Origin of the sequence: Thalassobacterium sedimentorum (assembly GCF_031127905.1) — a bacterium.
In the GTDB taxonomy this organism is placed as follows: domain Bacteria; phylum Verrucomicrobiota; class Verrucomicrobiia; order Opitutales; family Coraliomargaritaceae; genus Thalassobacterium; species Thalassobacterium sedimentorum.
On the sequence record NZ_JARXIC010000005.1, the window covers coordinates 47,418 to 72,095 of the forward strand.

Genomic DNA, 24,678 nt, shown 5'->3' on the forward strand with positions numbered 1-24,678 from the left:
ACGAAGACAAGAGCACCAAAGTCTTCAAACCAATGCTTGGTTTTCGTGCAGAAACTATCGCCGCAGATCTAGGATATCGACAAGGTCTACTTCACTAACAATGGAGAGCTTGTGAAACGCTCGAAACGCACATCAGCAACTCAGTTACTGAGATTTTTGATCCCTTCAAGCCAATGGGCAGCCATTTTCTTGGCACCATTCACGTTAGGATGCACTTTGTCTCCCACGGTGTCAGTCGTCCAATCGAATCTATTATCTTGATCGACCAGCACCATATTATCGGCAAATTCCGAATACTTCACGTAATCGGCCAACTTTTTATTTAACTCAGGAATGTAATCATATTTCGGTAGCTTCCCTGCTGTGATCACTTGAGCGATCAGGATCGTCGCTCTTGGATTGATCTGTATAATCGTACGCACAATAGAATCCGTATCCCGTAGAATACCCGGCACTGGTTTGTCTTTGCTAAAGCTATTATGTCCGGAGTGCAGCAGGACGACATCGGCGGGATACTGCCGATAAACATCTTCAATAATTGAAGCAAGATACGCAGTGTTTTTGCCGCTATACCCCGCATGTGCCGAATCGCTATCTTTCTTTGGGCCGATAAATGTATATGACATTCTCTGGGCCTTTAGCATCTTCGGAAGAAATTTTCGGTAGCAAACAAAGTGCTCGCCGCCTTCGGTGATCGAATCACCTAAGGCAAGCACAGTGATTTCTACGGGAGGGCTCGCATGTAAGCTTCCACAGATACTCATGAGGCAAATAAAGATACTTAGAAATTTCATCATTAAATTATTTAGACTGAATACACTTGTATGGAGAAGATCGAGGCAGTGGCTCCATGAGTATCCAAGAGCTCTAATTTCAATCGATTCGTTTCAACTGGCTCGCGTAGATTCAACTCAACACGCCCTTGATAGTTTTCGCAGTCCTCGGCCAATAATTGGCCCACTCCGGCATACAGACGATAATGCTTCACACAGAAAGGCATGGCATCTTCCGCATGATGCCACTGGACCGTCTCCATGGCATGATCGTAATCGACATCAAAGAAGATGACGACTTTCTGAACTTTCTTGAGGCCATCCCAGATCAATTCAAGTGTTGGCTTTTCGTCGCTAAGATCGGCCATCCAGGCATTAGATTGAATAAATGGACGCGCGTAGTCATTCCGCAATTGGTCCGCGCCAAAACAACTCAAGGGCGGGTTAAAAGTCACCGCAGGAAGTTTGCCCACGGGACGCCTTTCCGGCAACCAGAACTCGAAGCAGTTAAAACCAGCACCGACCGGGGGCCTTTGCACCGCATCCTTAGCCACTTTTTTATTGGCTGTGTGCACGAGAGGCATCACTCCGGTGTGATGCATCTCGGATTGAACAATTTCCACTCCCGGGCATGCCATTAGACAGACAAAGACATACTCGAACTCGGCGATTTTAGCACTAAACTTGGCAGTCACTGCCATCGCTTCGCCTTCCGGGATCAAAAGAGAGAGCGTTTCCAAAATGTCGTCTGGTGTATAATTACCTGCGAGACTCGAACGGCGCAATTGCACCTCCAGCGTCTGATCCGATTTCGAACTAAAGTAAAAAGTCATTTCCGGCAAGACACCCGGCTGAGCGGGTAGCAATAAAGCGCGGGCACAGTCCATCGTTGCCAAATGCTTGGACTGTGAAAAACTTGCTAACTGAGCCTCGCTGGACACCTTCACCTGCGCGGAGTGAAACAAGTCTTCACGATCTTCAGGCAGTTCAAGGTGCGGAATATATTGTCCCGAACGCCGCAAGCGACGTTGCAAAGCCTGCATCTGATCCTTCTCGAGCAAGTCACGCGGATTAAAGCCGCCCTCTTGGCACATCGCCGCCGCCATCCCGACCGCCTGGGCATTGTGAGCACAGGTCATCATCACACGAGTCGAACCAAAAGCGACATGCGAAGACGAGATTAGACGCCCTGCAGTAAAGAGGTTGTCCACATTGCGGCTATACATCGTCCGATACGGAATCTGATACACCCCTTTACTATGAAACTGATGACAACCGGAATCCGCACTATACAGGCCATCTGCCGGGTGTAAATCAATCGCCCAACCTCCAAAGGAGACGGCATCGTCAAAACGCTTTTGCTCCACGATATCGGATTGGCTCATCATCAGGTCGCCTTCAAAGCGACGGCTTTCCCGCTTTCCAGGGATCGTACCGATCCATTCTAGGGTCTGAGTCTCCGCTTCTGGAAATTTTCCCGAATTTTTGATGTAATCCCATACGCCATATGCCACCTTCCAGAGTTCCCATTTGATCTCCTCGGTGTCGTGCACGGTATCCATACGGCCGCCATATTCCAGCCACCATAGCGCGCAGCCATATTGCTTCACTTCGATTTGATCATGACGCGGGATCGCTTTGATGTCCTTCAATGCAAAGTCCGGAGCCACATATTTAACCGGTTCGCCCGTGTCCTTACCGTAAAAATAAATGGTGTGCCCGAGCAACTCACCATAGCTTTCCGCGGGAGCAAACGCTTCATCAAACTCATCCGCCTTTTCAGCACCGACCCGGTAAGCCGCGCCCGCTAAGTAGCCAACAATTCCATCTCCGGATGCGTCGCAAAAGAGTAGCGAAGTCACATCGTAGAGCGTGCTGTTTTGACTACAAAACGCGTGAATCGTTTTGATCCGGTCCGGACCATCTTTGTCCAAGCCCACCATCGCGGTGTTCAGCAACAAGGTAATATTCGGCTCGGCTCTCACTTTCTCCAAGAGCAAGGAATCAAAATAAAGCGGATTGCCTTCGCGGTTGCGCCACAGATTCTCAACAGCAATCTCATCGATCACTCCGCCCTCGCGGGACCAGCGATTATTATTCCCCTGGTGTGAAGTCGCCCCAAGGGCCCAGAGACGGACCTCGGACGAGGCATTACCACCTAAGACAGGTCGGTCCTGAACCAAGACCACTTTGACTCCTTCACGCGCAGCAGTGATCGCCGCACAGGTGCCTGCAAGCCCCCCGCCCACGATGGTGAGGTCGGCTTCAAGTTGGATTTTTTTGAGCGCACGCTCCGATGTTGGTTCAGAAATAATCATTCAAGAGTTCGTCGTTTTTGAGTTTTAATAAAGAGAAAGATCGAACCGGAGATGCACAGGAGCACTGCTCCAAAGACCGCGAGGATTCCATGCCCCGACTCATTAAAGGGGATGAGCCCAAACATGAGCAGCGCGCAGACCAGCAAACAGCCTCCCACGATGATGGCGGGCAAGGCGCTGGCCTCGGTCACTTTACCGGCGGCAATCACATCACTGACCTGCTTCTGCACACGAATCCAACCAATCGAGGTTTCCCCACGCCAGTAATGCATAGTGGTCAAAATACTAACAGGAATAAGCACTCCGATGATGAGATCTACGGTGGTGCCATTCGCTTGAATCCATTCAGCCAACGCGATGGTCGATCCCGAAAGCAACCAACCATTGGTGCCGAGCCCAAGTTTAAGAATCAGCCCTAAAATAAAGCTGATCGCCACCGTCATCCAAATCGCGCGAATCCCGATACGCCGACTAAACAATCCCCAAATCGTCGGTGCCAGCAAAGGCCCCACCATCAAACTGGTAATTGCGACAACCACCTTTTCCGCCCCCCCCAAGTAGGGAATTAAAAGCGACACAGCGATGAGCACAGCCCCTAAGGCGATGGTAAAAAGACGCCCAACATTCACGAGGTGCTTCTCGCTCGAACTCGGTCGAAAGACCCGACGATAAATTTCATCTGTTAGCACACCAGCAAACACATTGAGCTGTGAGCTCACCATACTCGCGGTCGCGGAAAACATTGCAGCGACCATCAGTCCCACCATCCCGGCCGGAAGCACCGCCCGACAGGCCAGGATGTAAGCCTCCTGCGGATCCGCATTTGGATCCATGGTGCGATAGATCATCGGCGGCAGGAGCCACAGTATGGGACTACACAGGTAGAGTCCTCCAAACAAAAAACAGCTCTTCTTCGCATCCTTCTCACTCGATACACAGATAAAGCGTTGAGCAAAAGCCCATTCCGCTCCAATCATAAAGAAATGGATCACCACCCAACCAACGAGAAAGAACATCGTGTATTTATCACTGGTTAAGGCAAAAAATCCTTCGGGAGCTTTCTCTAAAAAGGCACTCACCCCGCCGACTTGGCCGAAAGCAAGCGGCACGATGAAGAGCACGGCTAAATTCAATACAATGAACTGCAAGACATCCGTCATCAGCACCGCCCAAAGTCCACCGGCCATGGTGTAAATCACGACGATCCCACCGAAAATAACGATCGCCCACATGAGTGAGAGATTACCCGTCGTCGGATCTTGCAAAGGGTTTCCATCCGCCAGTGGCATCATCGCCACCAGGACGATTGACAATGAATAGAGCGACACCGCCACTCCAACAATCCGGAAGATCATCATCGCCCACGTATAAAACTGCACCGCAGAAGCGCCGAAACGCAGTTCGATAAACTCGGCCGGTGTCTTCACCCCTATTCGCTTCCAGTGCCCCGCGACGAAAAAACCTACCAGCAACGCAGCCACACCATAACAAAGATTGATGACGACTGCGACTAACCCGTGCTGGTAGGCAATCCCTCCCCAGACAACAAAAGTTCCCGCTGAGAACATCGTCATAAAAGAACTCAGTCCGGAAGTCCACCAAGGGGACTCCCCGCCGGCGGCAAACATATCCGTCGAGCTCTTGTTTTTAGACGACAAAAATAGCCCCACCCCGAAAATTCCGGCGAGATAAATAGCGAGCACAAAGTAATCAATTGAGAGCATAAACAGAGAGGATTGAGTCTTGATTTGCCGAGGCACTAAACCTCGTGGTTGAATCCATTTTCATCGCCATAAATCAGATATACAATGAAGCATTGTGATTAGGGGAGATGCGAATGGGATGGAAGACTTCGAGAAGGCGAAACCAGTAACTCAATCTGAAGGTCACAATTAGAGGTTCCACCAACCCAATCCACAACCGCCAGAGGCTTGTTACTGTCACATGGCGGGATGTTTTTACTTCTCTCCTGTTTCGGATTTGAATCAAATAAACAATCGCAGGAGTCACATCCTAGAGCTTATCTTCACTCGCCCTCTTTCATACTCGACCGCTATGCACATCCATTACGACGTCACGCAATCTCAATTTTCACTGCAAGCTGGCAACGCCACTTACGCGCTCAAAGTATCGAAACAAGGTCTCCTCCAACACGTTTACTGGGGTCCGCAGCTTTCAACGTCGGGTACCGGTCCGAGCTCTGTCCCGATTCAAGAGCGCGGCTATACACCAAACCTTGCTGGTGCACCGAATGGCATCAGTCTGGATACACTTCCCCAAGAATTTCCAACTTATGGAAACTCGGATTTCAGAGAGCCTGCTTTCGAAATTTTCCAGCCTGAAACCGGCTCTCGAATTCTGTCGCTCCGCTACAACTCACATACGATCTCAGAAGGCAAACCCAAGTTGGAAGGCTTGCCATCGACTTATGTGGAGTGCGTTGAAGATGCCGAAACGCTGACAATCTTATTGGAAGATGCACGGCTTCAGTTACAAGTAGAGCTGCACTATACTGTTTTCCCAAAACATCCGATCATCACGCGATCCGCACGGATTCTCAACAAGGGAAACCAAAACCTGGAAATTCGACGAGCACTCTCCGCTTCAGTCGATTTCGACGCGGAGCTTTCCGACTACAAATTCGTTCAATTATCCGGGGCCTGGATTCGTGAGCGGGATGCACATTTCTCAACGCTAAGACCGGGTGTCCAGGCAATTTCCAGTCAACGTGGCACCAGCAGCCACCAGCAAAATCCATTTTTCGCACTTGCCGAAAAGGGCGCCAATGAAACCGATGGCTCCGTCTACGCTTACAATCTGATCTACAGCGGTAACTTTCTCGCTCAAGTGGAGCAGGACCAATTTCAATGCGTCCGCGCTCAAATAGGCATCAATCCCTTCGATTTCACATGGCAGTTAAAACCAGGAAGTTCTTTCCAAGCACCAGAAGTTGTCATGACATACGCAGCCGATGGACTGGGAGGCATGTCGCGGGCGATGCACCGATTTTATCGTCAACACTTACTCCCAATCGCCTGGCGTGATCAACCTCGCCCAATTCTGCTCAACAATTGGGAAGCGACGTATTTTGATTTCGATGCCAATAAAATCGAATCGATCGCAACCAGTGGTGCCGAACTCGGCGTCGAATTATTCGTCCTGGATGATGGCTGGTTTGGCCATCGGGATGATGACCGCACCTCTCTGGGCGATTGGGTCGTCGATCACAATAAATTACCTGATGGACTCGAGAATCTCGCCCAAAAAGTCAAAGCTCAAGGCATTGAATTCGGCCTGTGGTTTGAACCCGAAATGGTGTCGCCCGACAGCGAACTCTATCGGTCACATCCGGATTGGTGCATCCATGTGCCCGATCGCCCCAGAACCGAAAGCCGTAACCAGCTGGTGCTCGATTTTTCGCGCAGCGAAGTTCGTGATGCGATCTATGGGCGTATCGCCAAAATCCTCTATGAGGTCCCGATTACCTATGTCAAATGGGACATGAACCGCCATCTAACTGAGCTGGGTTCGCTTCGTTTGGACGCCACTCAACAACAGGAAACGGCCCACCGATTCGTTTTGGGACTCTACGAAATCATGGATCGGTTCAATCAAGAATTCCCCCACATTCTATTCGAAGGCTGTTCGGGAGGGGGCGGGCGCTTTGATCCGGGCATCCTGGCTTACATGCCTCAAATATGGACCAGTGATAATTCGGATGCGATCTCCCGCCTACGGATTCAATACGGCACCAGCTTAGCCTATCCCTTGAGCACAATCGCCGCTCACGTCTCGGCAGTGCCGAACCACCAGGTCGGCCGCACGACACCGCTGCGCACTCGGGGGCATGTCGCTTGCACCGGAGCCTTCGGCTACGAACTGGATTTAGGCACCTTAACGGAAGCAGAGAAATCCGAGGTTTGCAGCCAGATCGAATTCTACAAAACGGTTCGTCCCCTGCTCATCTCTGGCGATCTCTACCGCTTGAAAAGCCCCTACGAATCTCAAGAAGCCGCATGGATGATCGTCTCCGAAGACAGGCACGAGGCCCTCGTCACACACGTCACTGTGCTGAATGAACCCAATGCACCCGCGCGCCGCCTCAAATTACAAGGCCTGTCCTCAGAAATAAAATACAGCGTCCGGGCTGACGGGGATTCATACACGGTCAGCGGCGATGTCCTCATGCATCAAGGGCTGTTTGTTCCGCAGGCCAGCAGTGACTTTGAAAGCATTCAGTGGCTCGTTCAGGCCTTGTAAATTGAGAGCCCATCAGTAGCGCACATCGCTTCAGAGCTTTGCGAGTAATCCCTGACGCAGGGCAAAGGCATACACTGCCTCCAAAGTTTCTTCATACACGGGGCTCTTTCGATAGTAACCATGATTGCCACTCTGATTCGGAAAGAAGTCACAAGTATTGCCATGCGCCAGCATACTGGCCTGAAACGCACGCGCTCCGGCAAATGGCACCGTCCCATCCGCCTGCCCATGGAAAAGTAAGGTCGGTGGCATCTTTGAGTGCACCCGATGCAGCGGCGAGAGCGTCTGCCAGTCAGAACCGAGTTTTGCGTGACCATAACCAGCCTCCGAAGTATCGATCACCGGATTAAAAAGTATTACTGCATCGGGTCGAAATGAGGCCGACCGAGTGACCTCTCGATAATCCTCAAAAAGCGCCGTTCCGATCGCCAAATGCCCCCCGGCAGACGCGCCGGCAATGGCAATCCGATTCGGGTCGATCCGCAGTCGCTTTGAATCCATCCGTAAATAAGACATGGCATCCTGTACATCCGCCACTGCATCAAAAACCGAAGACCCATGCTGGTGGGTATCCAGTAATCGGTATTCAACACAAGCCACCACAAATCCCATAGCACTGAGTCGCTCCGCCATGGGAAAGAAAATAGCCGGATAGCCACGCGTCCAGCCTCCGCCATGTACCAAGAGGATGGCGGGCCGCTCACTTGAAGCGGCGTTCCGTGGCTCAAAACAGTGCAGCCAAAGCGAGCGCCCATTGACTGTTTTATAAATAGCCCGAAAATCCGGCTCCCGTGTCGTGCCGGTCATATCGGCCTGAAGCATTGAGTTCATCAGAACTCCCAGACAGAGGCAGCAGAATAGAATTCGTTTCATTTTAAAATATCCATGAACAGCAGACCACTACTCATTCGTAAGCCAACTCGCTTGATTTTAGGACAGGTGCCACCGTCTCGGCCCACACCGCATAGCCTCGGTCATTCATGTGCAGATTGTCCCTCTTGAAAATGTCCGGACGTATTGTGCCATCGAGATTCAACATCCCCGAAGAGCTATCGATGTAAGTCAGCAAGGGGTTTGACTCGCAAATCCCTTTCAGCAACTCATTCGCTTCTTGCATACGCCCCCAGAGATTCTTGCGGGCAAGGCTCGGTTTAATGGCCATGACATAGAAGCGCACCTCCGATTGATCGGCATGCACTTCACGAACGATAGCCTGAAAGCAATCGGCCACAACTTGTGGCGATGCTCCGTGAGCGAGGTCGTTATCTCCCTCATAGATCAGCACAGCCCGAGGTCGGCTTTTCAGAATCAGTGTATCGACCGAGTAGAGCACATCATCAAAAGTGCTCCCGCCAAAACCACGGCGAATGATTGTCAACGGAGCCAAGTCGCGCTGGATACTCCCCCACATGCGCATACTCGAACTACCAACTGCAACAATGCCACCGGGCGCCTGCACCTCTTGGTCAAATCGACGCATATCGCCGGCATACTTAGTCGGGCTACGGTCATAAAACTGCGTAAATGCAGTGCGTTCATCCGCGGCCTGAAGACCAGTCCCGGTAAAAAAACTGAGCAATAAAAGTAAACTGAGTTGGATAGCATTGTATTTCATAAAACTGATTTATTCTGCTGAAGATCATCATACATCTTCCTGTAAAAGGCGTTGTCGATCGGATACCAAATATAAGCGATAATGGACGCAACATGCCCCAGAATCGGCACGCCCAACATGACAAGGAGAAAGGCCCAATAGGCCTCGCTGGACCATGGCATGTTTTTCGTATATCCGATATAAGAGAGCGCGCCACCGATGAGTAAGCCGGAGATCGACGAGACCATTTTATCGACAAAACTAAAAGTCGTCCCGACCAAGCCTGGAGCAAACCGGCCATTCTTCCAATGCTCATAGTCCGCCACATCGGCAATCATCGGTATAATATTCATATATGAGATACCCGTGCCAGCATTCACCAGTAGCATCAGTGCCAAAAAGAGCACCGCCTGCTCAGGTGCAAAAGGTTGGACCACAATAATGAGCACTCCAAAAATCAGCCCCATCCAAGTGCCGAAAAGAAAAGACACCTTCTTATCATAGCGCCGCGCCACGATCACTCCCAAGGTGTTTCCCAAAAAGAGCGCAGGTAATCCCAAGAGCGAAACTTTGGCCTGCATGTCGAGACTCTGGACCGTATACAAATAAAAATACACCGCTGCCGCCCCCTGTAGATTACTGGCGAGTTTGTTCGTCGCCGCAGCCGTCACCAACATTTGCAAAGGCCGATTTCCTTTAATTAAACTAAAGATCGCGATGACTTTGATCTTCTCCTTCTTCACTTCCTTTGAATAACACTCAGGACGGTCGTGATCCTTGAGCGCGAGAATGGAACAAACAGTCAACACCGCATTCACGGCCACAGTGATCACTGCGATCACCCGATAGCCATCCGGATTTGAAAAGCCTCCCTCAAAGCTATCCACGTATTTAACCGCAAAAGCGAGAAAGAGAGACCAATAAGCAGTCGAAATAATCGCAGTGAGAAAGCCCAAAGTCGAGCGTTGCCCTGGATCATTCGTCAACTGCACTTGAGCCGACTTAGTGCAGGCAGTCTGGCAAGTATATCCAAAGATATAAAAAATGTAACTGCCGATAATCCATGCATATTGAAGCAACTCGTTCTCAAAATGAACAAAGCCACCAAAGAGAAGAAAAATCCCAATATTAATAATAATCGAGCCCACGAGGAGAAAAGGACGAAACTTCCCCCAACGGGTCACCGTATTGTCAATCAAAGTTCCAATGATCGGGTCAGTGATCCCATCCAAAACCCGGACCAACATCATAATGATCCCCGCGACAAAGCCGGACAAAACCAGATTGTCCGTCATCATCACCACTAAGAAAGTCCCGATTGTGCACAGCCCCGCATTGGTTGCGGTATCGTTAACTGAGAAAGCTAAAATTTGCCAGGGCTTGGCACGATGATAGTGGGTTGGGTGTGTTTCGCTCATAGTGATAACATGAATTCAAATGAAGCGCGCCCAAAGAGGAGTAGTTCCCGTCTATCCCGAGTGAGGTATTTGGGCGGCAACTAGAGACTTACTTCCCTAAAGGTATAACAGAACTCAATCCGCCATGTTACAGTCACACAAAACACCACCCGACAGATATGTGACTGTAACATACTCGTTTCGCTTTTCCTCAATGCTACTTTTGGCGAAACTATAAAGACTTTATTCCCGCTAAAACAAAATCAAAACCTATGAATATGAAGTTATCTCACTCCGCCTATTCACTTGCAGCTCTGCTTGCTGCCTTAGCATCCTTACCAATGGTTGTCTCCGCCGAGACACTTGACTTGGTAGCATCAGCCGACGGATTCATCCGAACTGGTCAAATCGTCGATAATGTCCAAGACACAACTGAAGCGAACCTCCTTCTGGTAGGCAACGTGAGTGCGTCGGATGAATTACGCGGTTTCTTACAGTTCGACCTCTCGGATCCATTACTCACAGGTGCCACCATCAACAGTGTCACGCTCACACTCACCATCGGAGGGGGAGACAGCAGTTCGGTTGATGGAGTAGACACACTCAACCTTTACCAGACAAATACAGCGTTCACTGAAGGTGGTGCCCAATGGGACACTCCTTGGACTACCGATGGCGGCGACTTAGATGCACTTGTCGCAAGCGCCACTGCTGATGCTGGAACAGTTATCACAGGCGACACTGTTAGTTTCTCTGGGGGCACACTGGACACGGCTGTTTTCAACACAATCGGCGGTTCCATCGGCTTGATTCTTTCAGTCGACTCGATTGATGCAGCCCGCAGCATCTTCCGCTTCACTTCAAGAACTCCAGTCGGCAACCCAGCTTCATATGTGCCTGTCTTAAGCATCGACTACACCGCAACAGTCCCAGAGCCTTCGACCTACGCCTTACTCGCTGGCCTATCTGTTATCGGTCTCGCAGTGATGCGTCGCCGCAAGTAGTTTATTTCAAATACATCCCCAAAGGCCTGTCGATGTAAAGCGGCAGGCCTTTTTTATTACATTTCACGATAACCCAATTCGCATTAATCGCGTTCCATTCACCATGATCCGAAGTCAGCCACTCTCTTTCCCTAAAAGCTTCCAATGGGGCTTTGCCGCGGCAGCCCCACAAATCGAGGGTGCTGCCTTTGAAGATAATAAAGGTCCCTCGATCTGGGACACCTTTGCCCGCATCCCCGGTAAAGTATTGAATGGAGACACGCTCGACGTCGCCTGCGACCATTATCATTTATACGAAAAGGATCTCGAGTTAATGGCTAAACTCGGCGCCAAAAACTATCGTCTCTCGATTTCCTGGCCACGTATTTTCCCCAAAGGGCGCGGCTCCGTAAATCCGCTCGGCATCGACTTCTACAATAGAGTGATTGATGCCTGCCTGCTCCATGGTGTGACCCCATGGGTCACAATGTTCCACTGGGATCTACCGCAAGCCCTAGAAGAAGACTTCGGAGGCTGGCGGGATCGCCGCACCGCTGATGCCTTCGGCCCTTACGCAGACACTTTAGTCAAATCTCTCGGTGATCGCGTTAAAAACTGGATCACAATCAACGAAATTTTCTGCTTCACACAGGATGGATATGGCAACGGCACCAAAGCTCCGGGAGCCAAAGAGTCGGAGCAAGTCGTCAACCAAACCTATCACACCGCCCTACTCGCACATGGCGAAGCCGTCCGGGCCGTACGGCAATACGGAGGCCACGGAGCACGTGTCGGCATCACGGATAACCCAATCCCGACCATTCCTCTGACGGAGACCGAAGGCGACATCGAAGCCGCACGACAAACATTTATTGAAATCAATTCACGCGTGCTCGAACCACTGTATAGGGGAGAATATACCGACGCTTATTTTAAAGTTGTGGGTCCAAATGTGGCCCATTTCCAGCAAGAAGATTTTGATCTGATCAGCCAAAAAACTGATTTCCTCGGACTCAATGTATATACTGGGCAGTTCGTGCGAACGGGAGCAAACGGCAGTCCTGAAATTCTCCCCTTTCCAAAATCGTATCCCACCGCAGATGCCACATGGCTGGCTCATGCGCCGCAGGCAATTTACTGGTGCGCCCGCCATGTCGCGGAGATTTATGAGGTGCCCTCAATCATTATTACAGAAAATGGTGCCGGCTATGACGATGCGCCTCCGGTCAATGGAGAAGTGCTGGATCTGCATCGGCGCGACTACGTCCGCAATTACCTGCGCGAGTTACACCGCTCGATTGGAGACGGTGTCCCTGTCGACGGTTACTTCCTCTGGTCGTTCATGGATAACTACGAGTGGATGGACGGCTATCAACGGCGCTTTGGTGTTGTTTACAATGATTATGCCACCCAGCAACGCACCCCGAAACTCAGTGCAAAGTGGTTCGGCCAAGTCATGGCCGAAAACCGTATCCTATAATGCTCAATCCACGCCTCACCAATCCGACATTGGCGGCATGGCTTGATCCGACTCCGACACAGTTCCCGGAATCAATTTGATCGAAATGCGCGCGATGCTGGATGCCGCTAAATTAAAAGTCACACACAGGAGCTTCGCTCCAGGATTCGGTGCATCATATTCGTTCCTCGGCTGGGAAATATCAATCACCTCCAAGATTGCAGATTCCGGTGAAAGCAATTCAAACAGTAAAGTCTGCTCCGACTGTTTCAGAAGGGCCCGGTTCGGATACGTCAAATCCACATCGGCATGAGTCACCATAGCCCAGCGAACTGCCGAAGTCCGGTTCAGCGATTCCAAGTCATCTTCAATCTGCACAATGCCATCCTGATAAACTGCAACACCTCGCTGGGCCGATTTCAACTGGCCGCCATACACCGCACTGGTATCCACAATCGTATACTGCTTCGATGCGTCTGCATGATGCGCAACAATCGGCGCAACCCCATCCACCAGCTGTGGTGCTCCATCCACCATCAATACGCCATGCCCCTGACTGCCGAAGCGAAAGACTTTCCAACGATCTCCCCCCCAAATATCCAACCCAGCGGCCTCTAATTCATGATAAGGCTGTGTGCCCAAGTCCACCGCCCAACGAACTCCATCGGACTCCATAACAAACTGTCCCACATCCATATGCCCGTGACTCGCTCCGGGAGAGCCCCCCTTCAACCCCACGAAAGTAGCGTCGTCATCCGTCCAACTCGTGCGATGAAAAGCCACAGGATTTTCGCCATGCCCCACCCAATGCGTTTGCATCGACCCACTACTTTGATAGCATCCAACCCGCCAAATCAATAAGAGCGGCAACATGCGATCATCGCCGATCAAGCGAGCACCTTGTGTTCGCAGATGCCGTAAATTATGCTCCGACAAACGAACCAACTCAGATTGGTTTTGCTGTTGGGCAAACCAATATAGTTCCGGTCGTATTCCCGGATTAGAACCTGAATCCGAATAATTAAAGAAAACGCCGGATGGCCCCACAGCATGTAGAATATACTCGGCTGATGCCATAAACCCAGGCGTTTTGGAAAGATCAAAATCGCTGCCCAAAACTCGCTCCAAAGCTGCCATCATCATAACCGAGTAACTTGTGCCATAGGCCCAATAACCCGGCCCTTCGGGATAAGCCCCATCGGGCGCATACATAATCAATCCCGATTGAACCTGGGTCAGAGCACGGTTCACAATTTCCAGAGAAACCTCGGGCGTGTCCTCGTAGATTGACAACGCCCCAAGAACCATGCCTCCGTGACAGACTTGATTCCAATTATTTGGATAGTTCAGCCACCACATTTTTGAATCCAGCGAAGCCTTTAGCCCTAAATTCAAAATGGCATTTCGAATCGTCACCTGACTATCCATTGTCAATGAATGATAGAGGCCGTCGTAACCGACTGCTAAAGCGGTAGTCATCTCCGCAACATCTAGAAAATGATCCGGATTCCAATCTTCAAAAGCAGCAACCGCCAGCATTTCCTGCTCCGCACGCAGTGTATAAATCTTTGAATCAGTTAAGCGGTAGGCCATTGACCAATACATTATCCTACGCAAACATTCACGCGAAACGCCAAGTAAACGACGACCTTCAAGTTGGCGCTCAAGAATAGGTTCATCCAATAGTCGATCCGCCTGCTGAATCACATAATCAGACAAGTCTGACATCAAAGGACCAGCATTCACCCGCTCTCGTAGCAGCGCCACATCGTCCTCAGAATAGAACAGGCGAGGATGCCCTTCCTTAGTTAATTCAAATCCTCGTATCATGGGATTTCCACGGAAGACAGCACCCCGTCGTCAACAGATACATACATAAAAAAACGAAAAATGCGTAGCCTCATCCGACTATTGAACAGCAGTCGCCCGGGGATCATAGTCCAAAGGCATCGCACTGACATGACCATCCAGATACAGGAAATTACGCGTCGTCCCATGCACTGCCTCAGTCGGAGTATTATTCGGACTGGCATTGCCCAAGGTTCTCCAGATCTCGGCATCCAGATCAAACATAGCCACCGCATCTGCAGGATTTGCCAGTTGACTGAGCAATAAGCCTTTCGCTCCGTAACTTTTCCCAAAGGGGCGACCTGTCATTCCATTATTCATTAAGACCGCATTATTTGCCAAATAACTCGCATGCGTCGAATCCAAGGCGGCCTCACTTGCTGGACACTGCATAACCTCAACATCCCCTTCCCCGTTCGTGATCTCAAAATACGGCAACAAATAGGTAACCAGAGTAAATTTATCTTTGTTTGTATAGTTATACTCAGCACTAATTTGACCATATAGGCCGGCATCACGCCCGGGGAGCTCTCCATTATTTTCACCTGCATATAATAAAATCGCTTCACCAATGTGCCTCAAATTCGACGCGCATTGGGTTTGCTGTGCAATGCGGCGAACCTTCCCCAAGGTAGGTATCAAAATACCCGCCAAAATCGCAATAATGGCAATGACAACTAGCAATTCGATTAGAGTAAATCCATTCCGGATGAACCGATTCTTTTGGATGTGACGCCGAGGGATCGAGTATGAAGTGTTTGTCATGGGGAAGCTATTTAGGGGGGGATTGAGTCGCGGGGATATTGAGGTCATTTCATCGAATTCACAAGCTTTCCTCGCTCGCGGTATTCATACATATTTTCTCCAATCTCACGTGCCGTTTGAGTGAGTTCTTCATAAGGTGTGTCGCCCACATCGACAAACCCAATTGCATAGCCTTCGCCATCCCAACGCCCCGTCAAAGGTTGATCACGAAACTGAAACCAATGCGTGCCCACGATAAAGGGATTCGCCAACGCCCCTTGAAGGAAGCGCGCATATGCAAATGCACGCTCGTCCTGAGTGAGACCAACAGGCGCTAAACCCGGGGCAAACATGCCACGATCATAGACACCAAAATGAAACTCTCCGATCATGATCGGCATATCCGGGAAATCTTGCTGCCAGAGGTTAGCGACACCATGCGAATAGATGTTCACACTCAACACATCGCAATACTTCTCAGCCGCTTCATACAAATCACGGCGAACTGCATCTGTCCCGATGAAACGGCAGCCCAAATACAAACGATGCGGTGCTACATTTTTCACTGCGGCGCGGCTCAGGCGGAAATATTGATCTACCGCTTTGACGAAGAACGTATGCGAATCCTTCCGGTATCCCTTGGACTTCGGCACATCTGTGCGCTCCAACAGGCTCTCCCAGTTCGGATATTCCGTCTCCCACGCTGTGTTCAATTTCTCAACCGTGACATATTTCACTTTGAGATCTTTCACCAACTCCTGTTTAGCTGCTTGCTTTGCAGGGCTTTTCAACACCTCATCGGTGAAAATTTGGCGATTTCGATTACCAAAGTTCAGCTCATTATCGATGAAATAGCCAATACACATCGGATCTGTCAGTGATTTAAGTATTAGCGGATCCCGCTCTGCTGCATCGACGAGCAAGGATTCCATCGCACGCACATATTCCGCATCAAACACATCATAAAACTTAAGTGCTTTGCCGGGAATCTGAGGCAGCCGGTCATCGTGATCGACTAATTCCGTCGTGTAAGGCACGCCCCCCATCAACATCAGATCCGAATGCCCCCAATTACCGATCGTATTGATGCCCCAATGCTCCAGCCGTTGAACCAAAGTTGAGAAGAATTCCGCTTCGTAATCCTTACGTTGATATTTTTTTTGCAAGTTCCAGTGTGTGAAGGCCAAATCCGACTTTCCTTCGACATCAAACCCAAACCACTTTTGATGATCCTTCACTGGAGTGGCATCCGTATGCGCACGCAAGACATCCAAACCCTGCGAGAAAAAGAGCTGCCCTGACGGATCGACTAAATACCACTTACCTTCGTATTTTTCAACACGAAAGGCCCCCGTCGCTTCCAACTGCGGACCGTCGGCCCAGCCACCGTATTCATTCCACGCTGACGGGCGTTTCGATGCGCTAAGCTCACGTGACTCCTTTTTTCGAGCCTCTACTAAGTCTTCAGCATTATGGACTTTCTCCGGCCATTCCTGATGCATGTTTTGTCCATACTTATCAATAAATGGCAGAAATGCGTCCTCAGCCACTCTATAAGAAACATCCGGATCGCCTTCCAAGCGCACATTTGAAATCTCACAATTGACTAAGCCATCATCCTTACGCTCGTAAGGCCATTGCATTTGCAACTCAAACCAATTGATTGCTTTCGAATCAACAGTCTTGGGCCCTGGAATTCCTTCTGGCGCCTGATACAGTTCACGATGCGGAATTAAAATACGGACTGTGCGACGCTCTCCGGGGTTCAACGCGATCCCCGAGTTTATTTCTGAATAGTCATCTGTCTCCTTATCTCCACTCGAGAGGTGTAGCGTTAGACGCAATTGCTTGTCTTCCGACAAATTCTCGATGTCCATCGCCAGCGCGTTCCCTCCAGAAAAATCCCAAAACTCCTCCCCCGCCTTCGGCAAAAAGCGCACTCCCGAATACCAAGCCGGATCATCAAAGCGCATCCGAAACTCGCCCTGCTTGACGTTAGTCCACTCAATTTTAGCCGATCGTTTGGCTTCGATCTGATCCTTTGAAAAAGGAAGCCTGGCAGCGGATGCAGAACTCGCAAAGGCAGCGAGACCCAAGATGCTTAAGCACTGTAACGCGCGTTGAAAAAGCCGTGAGCCTGAAGTGGCTTTAAAGCGAAAAGAAGTATATTTCATTTTAATTAGGGGTTGAATTTAATCATTAGCTAGAATGATGGCATTGGTTGTATAAGAGAAAAGGCTGAGAGGAAAGTTACTGTCACATGGATTGTAACTGCGACTGGTTTGAAGTAATGCACCTGAGCACACGGTCCAAGATAACTGCGCCATGTGTCATGGGATCGGAAGCGACCAGAACTATTTGGCAGAAAGCTTGAAAGCATCCAGCTCGATACGGTGCCCATCAGACATCCGATGCTTTCCGGTCACAGACAATCGCAACGCAAGCACCCCAGAAGAATCCAATTCAAGTTCGCCACAATCAATCACTTTGTATTCGGGACGCGGTGAATAAAAATCGATTTCCTTTACGAGCGAAGCTCTATTTAAACTCAATTTGGCGATACCTCCGTTTGGCGAAGTCCGCACCAGAATAGCCAATTCATACGAGCCCACAGCAGGCACTGAAATATCATGCTCGACGTAGTCTCCGGATGCATTTGCATCGAAAACTCGCAGACGCCCATGACTGGCATCCGACACATCGGCGATGTATTGTGCAGCCCCCTGAACGCGCGACTCACAGGCTTCCGCTTCAAAGGTTCCGGGAGCGCTTTCACGAGCTGAAGGCAGGGGTTGGTTAAAGGCAATATCCGTTACATAATCATTGACCGTAATCTGATCGAGCGAATCAACTGCGACTCCGGCATTGACACAATTATTAAATCGAACCGCGTTGATACGGTGCGTTGAGTCGTATCCACGAAGACGGATACGTCCGCCATTCATTTGAACATTCTCAAAAATAAGTCCATGGAAATGCCCCATTTCACTTAGGTAACCAGTTGAATTACTGTATCGGGTTTTGTCTATGTAGAAGTCAATTGGATTGGACGGTTTTTCAATCACGATATTCTCAAAGCGCAGGTTCTCCATCCAGGCCCAATCCGAGTAGTCACTGTAGATTCCAGCACCTGCATGTTGAAGAATATCTACATTGCGAATCGTTATATCACGCCAGAGCTGCGCTTCCATCGAAGCGCCAATGCGGATTCCGTTACCCGCGCCCGTATTCCAAATAACAACATTATCTGCCAAAGCGTTTTCCGTAATCATTTCGCCATTCTCCTCAGCATCCAACGAGTGCCAGCCAAGGCCATCATCTTCTGCTCGAATAAAGCTGTCGCGCACCACAAAATTTTTCACTGCGTCAATATCGACCCCATCGGTGTTCACACCGATTCCAAAAAGATTCATTTGAGAAACCTCAATGTTCTTCGAATTCAAATAAAGTGATTGCCACCAAGTGTCATTGCTGCGGACACCGATCCCATCGACCTTGATATTCTCCGCATGATCAAACAAAATACCGTGTAACTTCTCATTGCGCAGCGCATATCCGGAAGTATCCAAGATTCCACGTCCCAAGACCTTCACATTTTGAACTGCAGTGGCTTCGATCCGCCCCCGCACCAGTGCGCCTGGCGCGAAATAAACCGTCTGCCCACTCTGAGGGCGAATCACACCCGCATAAGTTACGCCTGGTTTAAAATAAAGGACATTGGCATCCTCAGGAGAAGGCACATCCACTTCTTCAGGCGTCGCGATAATCGCCAGCGGCTTCCGCCCGGGAATCTGCACCACCAGCTTCAAAGGCTCATCCAATGTAAACCGAATCGCATTCTCCATTCGCTGTGCATTCAGATGATGCCGATCCGGCTTCACACTGAAATCTGAAAAGGAATCCTGCACCATGACATCGACTAAAACTGGCTCATCTCGCATCGTGAACATAGCCACATCAAAATCGTAAGGCTCCGATTTCACTTCGATACGATGCCCACCAACAACCACATAATAGCGTGAACTATCTGGAGCTTCCAAATAACCGGGCACAGGCACCACTCCATCGACAGGCATTTCAGGCTGCCCGGGAAGCGGTGCTCTCAACGCCGCCACCGCCGCTGCCACCTCAGGTGAAGGCTCATAGTCGATGAGCAAACGTGTTTTCCCTGATTTGAAACGAAAAACGCTCCGTTCCTGATTCTCCACATCCAACTTAACTAAAAAAGAAATCGATTGCCCTCTAGCCTCTTGAACCGTCCGAGCCAAGGCATCGCTCTCAAAAGTCAACCACTGCCCGGCAGACACATTCCGTGGATTCGCCTCCACACTCGCCAAAATCGGCCCAAAATCGCCTCCGGGGCGGGACCATCTGGCTCCAAGACCATTCTGCAACCAGTCCACAGAAACCTCTTCAAAATCACGAGATAATGCATGTAGATTCATCTGCTCGAAACCTGATGCACTTCCACCTCCTGTATCACGTCCATGACACTCAAAAACTAATTTGACGCTACGGATCTTCGCTCCTTGCAATTCGGGGCGCGATAAATCATAAGACAAAACAGCGCGTAAGGAATCGTCTTTCGCTTCAGTGTCCCCCACAAGGAAAAGCACATTTCGAGTATTCTGAGCACTGTTCGCCGATAACTTATTTCGGATGAAGCCATCAGCGGAAGAGCCGAGCGAAAGCACCTCCGCAGACGAAACGCCCGTAATGAGGAGCATAGAACTCATCGCGGTCAATAGCCGGAAGGTAGAAAAAATCGAAGAAGGGAAAAGCATTAGTCGCTTGGGTTAGATAAGACAAATAAAGAAGTTCAGAATATGCAGTAAACTTAGGACGAAAGAAAACCCATCAATAAAAGTTACTGTCACACCCGCTGGCGAATATGCCTTCAGGAAAGGTTTGAGCATTCGCACAGGCGTCAAGGAATCCACGTTAGTCGCAAAGTTTTGGGGAAGCGGACAATAAGACGGACCGGCTAGGATGAGATAGTCAGTTATGTCATAAGTTTTGTGACAGTAACGCCCCCCCGAAGGTTCTAAACTCCAGGCAAACTGCTATTTTCAAATTCATTGAACCGCCACCTTCGCTTCTTTGATCGCTCTTCTTGAGTCCTCAAACAAGTAACCCCCTAATTCTCACACCTCCAAAACAATCGTCAATGGAGATAAATTCCTAAAACACATGTCTCGCTACGCCCCCGATCAAGTTTACAGTGTAAAAAGGCACGGTAAGTGCCCCAACCAAGGCTTTGCTCTTGTAATCGCGCTGAGTCTCATGGCATTCATGCTATTGCTTATTCTCGCTATAGTGTCTTTCACAGAGGTGGAAACCGCTAATGCAAATACCTCGAAATCGGTAACGCAAGCACGCCAGAATGCGCTGCTCGGATTGCAGATTGCCATCGGTGAGACCCAAAAAACACTCGGACCCGATCAGCGGATCACGGCCAGCTCGGACCGGTGGGATACTGACCCATATGATAGCGATGACCGGTCGCTCACGACTGGAGAGATCCTAGAGACCGATGGAATTGAGATCGGGCGCCAGCACTGGACAGGCATTTGGAATTCAACTACAAATGCTTCAGGTCGCCCTGAAACTCAATTCCGTCAATGGCTCGTCTCAGGCTATCCCGAAAGTCATAATGCCTCTCCAAATGACGTCTACTCTGGAGCCCCTACTTTTGACCAAAGTGTCCTCCTCTATACGGGGCATACAGACATTGAAGTCGGCAAGGAAGACATTGCAACCGGATCAAATATTGAGGGGCGCTACGCATACTGGGTCGGCGATGAAGGCATCAAAGCGAAAGTTAATTTGGCTCCAACAAATACTCTGAACGACCAGATCTCGGCTCAAACTACCGGAATCTCTTCACTGACTGATTCCGAATGGTTCACACAATCAACAGATGCAGAGATCCGCAAATTAAGCACTCCAGGCGAATACAAAATATTAGAGAAGAAATACAAAGGCAGCACTCCCGACAGCTACACACATTTCAACGATCTCACTTATTACGGCTTCGGACTTTTAGCAGACAGCCACAAGGGCGGTCTTAAAAAAGACTTAACCACCGCGCTTTTCGATACCGCGAACCAACCTGCTGAACAAATCTTCAACCCCACAAATGATGCAACGCCCACTTCGGCCGACCCAGGCGGGTCCCAGTGGGATCAATTGCGTTCATGGCTACAGACGCCACTCAACGCATCCAACGAGCTCCCGATTCAGCCATCCAGCGAATCTCAGGCGGGCATCTACCCCGTCGTCACGGGGTTCCAAGTGTATTGGGTTCCCACTTACGACCCCGAAGATAGTGATGGGAATACGCCTGTCCGTCTCAATTTCATGCCTTCGGTCACTTTATGGAATCCGTATGATGTGCCATTGGAAAGTGCCACCTACACGATCACCTTTGGACGCACTCTGATGAACGGAGGCAGTTTCGATAACTTTGTCAGTTTTTGGCGAAACTGGAACCTATATATCAAAACCGGTGGCACCACCTTCTACGAAGAAATGCAGGAACAAAACGCCCCCCTTCAACTGCATTTTACCACGGGCACCATCCAACCGGGCGAAGCCCTCGTGTTCAGTCCACCCACTGAAAACAAATCATATGACTTTAACAATCCATCCACGACCGATGCTGTGCTCGTCCGGGGATACAATCCAGGTTACGCATTTTATATCGACACCGCCCTCGAATGGAATGCCTCACAAAGCATCAGAGAATACCGCTGGGGTGGCTCCACAAGCCGTGTGCACGCACTCAAGATGTCGCTGGGCACTGGTAGTAACGCTATCCCTTTGCAAGTCGCGGTCTACATGACAGACAGCCCCGCAGTCGGACTCAGTTGGGCATCTAACTTCGAACCGATGTATCCCTCTCCTCTCCCTTCAGATCCGATGGATACTTTAGCGCTGCCCAATGCCTATGGCTATAAATTGCTCCATACCTTTATCGAAAACCAGCCTGTTTGGAATACAAGCGCAGCCAACCTCTCTCCCGCAACTCGTAAATGGCTCACTAATTTCAACCCCCGAGCGGCCACACTGGGCCCTTCGCCGCTCACTTTCGGCATGCCGACCTCATGGACCAGTGATGCCGCAACATTGAATCCGTCCTACATCCTCAGCCTACATCGTAGAGGCACCTATATGGACGATGGATTTGCCTCCTATGATTTGGCTGAAAATGTCAACGTGGGTTATTCCGAAAACCAAAGCAGTGCCACCCACACAATCCTCTTTCAATCGGCTCCCGAACGCGAGGAATTACATTCAATCGGTCAATTGATGCATGCGCCGCTTTTCAACGACCTCCCACTGAACCTGAATGGCGATCCCAACTATGCAAACGGCCTAGAGGAACGCTTTAGAAATGCACGTTTCGGGAATTTGATACCCGCTTACGCAATCGGCAATAGCGCAGCCGATCCCAATATCGAACTCGACGAAACTGAACGCACTTGGAATACCTCCGGCTACGAAAGCATTTATCAATTTCAAGGCACCCACCACGATGTATCCTACAAATTAAACGCAGCCCTCTGGGACCATTATTTCTTCTCCACACTACCCAGTAGCACCGCAAATAATACCCCGGAAAACACCCGCCTGATCCGTTTAACCGAAGAGGGCATAGAGCCTCGATCGGACACCGACCAAGCGGCAGCTGATCTCGCTATCAATGGAGCATTCAACATCAACAGCACTTCCGTCGAAGCATGGCGCGCCCTGCTCGCGTCCTTCTATCAAACCGATGTCATTCTAAACGACAACAGTCAGGTCTCTGCCGATCCAGCCAACCCCAGTTCCTCCATTCTGCGAATCAACAAACCACACGGCGGCACCACACTCACCCCCTCCACAAGTGATGACGAATCCTACATCGGCTATCGCAGCTTACAAGCGTCTGAGATAAATGCCTTGGCCGAATCCATCGTAGAAGAAGTCAAACTACGCGGCCCCTTTGCCAGCTTAGCCCACTTCATCAATCGTATGCCGGACACTGATGGCACTTTCGACGAGAGCACGGATGCCTTTCGATTAAAAGGAACTTTAGCCGCCGCTCTGGAAAAAGCAGACATCAACATAAGTCTTCAGCAAAATGCAAATCTTGAGGCTCAGAATACCGGCATCACCGGCATGCAAGCTCAGGCCGAAAGCGGCTGGCGCACGGAAAACCTCCCCGGATGGCTCAGTCAAGCCGATCTACTCGCTCGCCTCGGTAGCACCCTATCCGCACGCTCCGACACTTTCCGAGTGCGCACCTATGGTGAAGCCATCAACCCTGTCACCGGCGAAACGGTCAGCGCACGTTGCGAAGCCATTATTCAACGTATCCCCGAATATGTGGATAGCCTGAATAATCCTCCGGAAACTCCCTATGATGCCGCCGAAGCGAGCGCGCAGGGCTACGCTCCGTTAACCCAAACCAACCTGAGCTTTGGACGTCGCTTTGTGATCCTTGATTTCCACTGGCTCGAAGACTCCGACGTATGAAAACGATCCACTCTATTCTCATTTTTCTCACACTGCTACTCGCCCATTCACTTCCGGGGCAAGAGGAGGCCCCCACCGTCCAGATAAGCTTCCAAGCGTTTCTCTGGCCGAGCCATGCCCCGCTGGCCGCAAACAGTAGTCAAGACGGACCGTCAAACCAGACTCAAGCAAACAGCACCTACATTCCGCCGGAAGTCGCCTACTTGGAGAGCGGCAAAGGGAGCGAACGCAGTTTCCAACTTTTGGATGACCGGCGAACCGACGTAATGAACTACCGTGGTCCGGAGGCGCTCACTTTCTACAAAGCTGGCACAGCGATGGCCGCCCCCGGAGCACGCGTTGAATTAGGCCGGTTAAAAATCCCCCCAAAAGCCAAGGAATTAACTATATTCTTTTTCCCCTTGCCCAGCGGTGGCTACAAAATTTTCTCCATCGAAACCTCCCCCGCAACTATCCCTCAGGGGAGCACTTTGGTTTATAACTTATCCACCACACGCCTAGCGTGCAAATTAGACGAAACCAACTTCACTATCGATCCCGGGCAATCAGCTGTCAAAGCGTTTAGCCTGCCCGACAAACACTACCAACCCATATTGGTCGCCTCACTCAGCCGTGAGGGAAAATGGAAGCGAAGCCTCGCCAGAAAACTCATTGTCGACCAGAATGATCGACTCCTGCTAATCATTTACAATCTAGAGGCAAATCCGGATAGTTTCAATCTATTGCGACTCGTTTTCCGCCCTGATTCAGATTGACAAGAAAGCGTCATTTCGACAATAAAA

15 protein-coding genes are annotated in these 24,678 nt (G+C 50.2%); 5 read left to right on the top strand and 10 right to left on the bottom strand.

Features of this window, described 5'->3' with window-relative positions; genetic code table 11:
• Nucleotides 1–140: 140 nt before the first annotated feature.
• Genes QEH59_RS04300 through QEH59_RS04310 form a run of 3 tightly spaced genes read right to left on the bottom strand, consistent with a single transcriptional unit; the run spans nucleotide 141 to nucleotide 4,794 of the window.
• Nucleotides 141–797, bottom strand: a complete 657-nt coding sequence (locus tag QEH59_RS04300; protein ID WP_308984119.1) for a GDSL-type esterase/lipase family protein — start codon at nucleotides 795–797, stop codon at nucleotides 141–143.
• A gap of 8 nt (nucleotides 798–805) precedes the next feature.
• Nucleotides 806–3,091, bottom strand: coding sequence for an FAD-dependent oxidoreductase (locus QEH59_RS04305; protein WP_308984120.1), 2,286 nt, complete (start codon nucleotides 3,089–3,091; stop codon nucleotides 806–808).
• Nucleotides 3,088–4,794, bottom strand: a complete 1,707-nt coding sequence (locus tag QEH59_RS04310) for a sodium:solute symporter family protein (protein WP_308984121.1) — start codon at nucleotides 4,792–4,794, stop codon at nucleotides 3,088–3,090. The genes QEH59_RS04305 and QEH59_RS04310 overlap by 4 nt, the downstream gene beginning before the upstream one ends.
• Nucleotides 4,795–5,146: 352 nt before the next feature.
• Here QEH59_RS04310 and QEH59_RS04315 point away from each other — a divergent pair, with 352 nt between their 5' ends.
• A complete protein-coding gene (locus QEH59_RS04315; RefSeq protein ID WP_308984122.1) occupies nucleotides 5,147–7,351 on the top strand; it encodes an alpha-galactosidase in 2,205 nt (734 codons plus the stop codon).
• 30 nt (nucleotides 7,352–7,381) lie between these two features.
• Here the strand turns inward: QEH59_RS04315 and QEH59_RS04320 are convergent, their stop codons facing one another.
• Genes QEH59_RS04320 through QEH59_RS04330 form a run of 3 tightly spaced genes read right to left on the bottom strand, consistent with a single transcriptional unit; the run spans nucleotide 7,382 to nucleotide 10,363 of the window.
• Nucleotides 7,382–8,224, bottom strand: coding sequence for an alpha/beta hydrolase (locus QEH59_RS04320; RefSeq protein WP_308984123.1), 843 nt, complete (start codon nucleotides 8,222–8,224; stop codon nucleotides 7,382–7,384).
• A 31-nt stretch (nucleotides 8,225–8,255) separates the two neighbouring features.
• Complete coding sequence (locus tag QEH59_RS04325; protein WP_308984124.1) at nucleotides 8,256–8,966, bottom strand: GDSL-type esterase/lipase family protein; 711 nt, start codon at nucleotides 8,964–8,966, stop codon at nucleotides 8,256–8,258.
• Entirely contained in the window at nucleotides 8,963–10,363 is a 1,401-nt protein-coding gene (locus QEH59_RS04330) for an MFS transporter (RefSeq protein ID WP_308984125.1), read from the bottom strand. Before QEH59_RS04330 ends, QEH59_RS04325 begins: the two co-directional genes overlap by 4 nt.
• Before the next feature lie 257 nt (nucleotides 10,364–10,620).
• Between QEH59_RS04330 and QEH59_RS04335 the strand changes: the two genes are divergently transcribed.
• Both QEH59_RS04335 and QEH59_RS04340 read left to right on the top strand, forming a co-directional pair.
• Complete coding sequence (locus QEH59_RS04335; RefSeq protein ID WP_308984126.1) at nucleotides 10,621–11,346, top strand: DNRLRE domain-containing protein; 726 nt, start codon at nucleotides 10,621–10,623, stop codon at nucleotides 11,344–11,346.
• 103 nt (nucleotides 11,347–11,449) lie between these two features.
• Nucleotides 11,450–12,805, top strand: a complete 1,356-nt coding sequence (locus QEH59_RS04340; RefSeq protein ID WP_308984127.1) for a GH1 family beta-glucosidase — start codon at nucleotides 11,450–11,452, stop codon at nucleotides 12,803–12,805.
• A 15-nt stretch (nucleotides 12,806–12,820) separates the two neighbouring features.
• Here the strand turns inward: QEH59_RS04340 and QEH59_RS04345 are convergent, their stop codons facing one another.
• The 4 genes from QEH59_RS04345 to QEH59_RS04365 form a co-directional block, all read right to left on the bottom strand.
• Nucleotides 12,821–14,614, bottom strand: coding sequence for a heparinase II/III domain-containing protein (locus tag QEH59_RS04345; RefSeq protein ID WP_308984128.1), 1,794 nt, complete (start codon nucleotides 14,612–14,614; stop codon nucleotides 12,821–12,823).
• 78 nt (nucleotides 14,615–14,692) lie between these two features.
• Nucleotides 14,693–15,397, bottom strand: a complete 705-nt coding sequence (locus QEH59_RS18970) for a type II secretion system protein (protein ID WP_425609234.1) — start codon at nucleotides 15,395–15,397, stop codon at nucleotides 14,693–14,695.
• Between the two features lie 44 nt (nucleotides 15,398–15,441).
• Complete coding sequence (locus tag QEH59_RS04360; RefSeq protein ID WP_308984129.1) at nucleotides 15,442–17,550, bottom strand: hypothetical protein; 2,109 nt, start codon at nucleotides 17,548–17,550, stop codon at nucleotides 15,442–15,444.
• 180 nt (nucleotides 17,551–17,730) lie between these two features.
• A complete protein-coding gene (locus tag QEH59_RS04365; protein WP_308984130.1) occupies nucleotides 17,731–20,103 on the bottom strand; it encodes a glycosyl hydrolase family 28 protein in 2,373 nt (790 codons plus the stop codon).
• A 463-nt stretch (nucleotides 20,104–20,566) separates the two neighbouring features.
• Between QEH59_RS04365 and QEH59_RS04370 the strand changes: the two genes are divergently transcribed.
• Both QEH59_RS04370 and QEH59_RS04375 read left to right on the top strand, forming a co-directional pair.
• The gene (locus QEH59_RS04370) at nucleotides 20,567–23,896 is read left to right on the top strand and encodes a hypothetical protein (RefSeq protein ID WP_308984131.1); all 3,330 of its coding nucleotides are present in this window, start codon (nucleotides 20,567–20,569) and stop codon (nucleotides 23,894–23,896) included.
• A complete protein-coding gene (locus QEH59_RS04375; RefSeq protein ID WP_308984132.1) occupies nucleotides 23,893–24,651 on the top strand; it encodes a hypothetical protein in 759 nt (252 codons plus the stop codon). Before QEH59_RS04370 ends, QEH59_RS04375 begins: the two co-directional genes overlap by 4 nt.
• Nucleotides 24,652–24,678 lie beyond the last annotated feature (27 nt).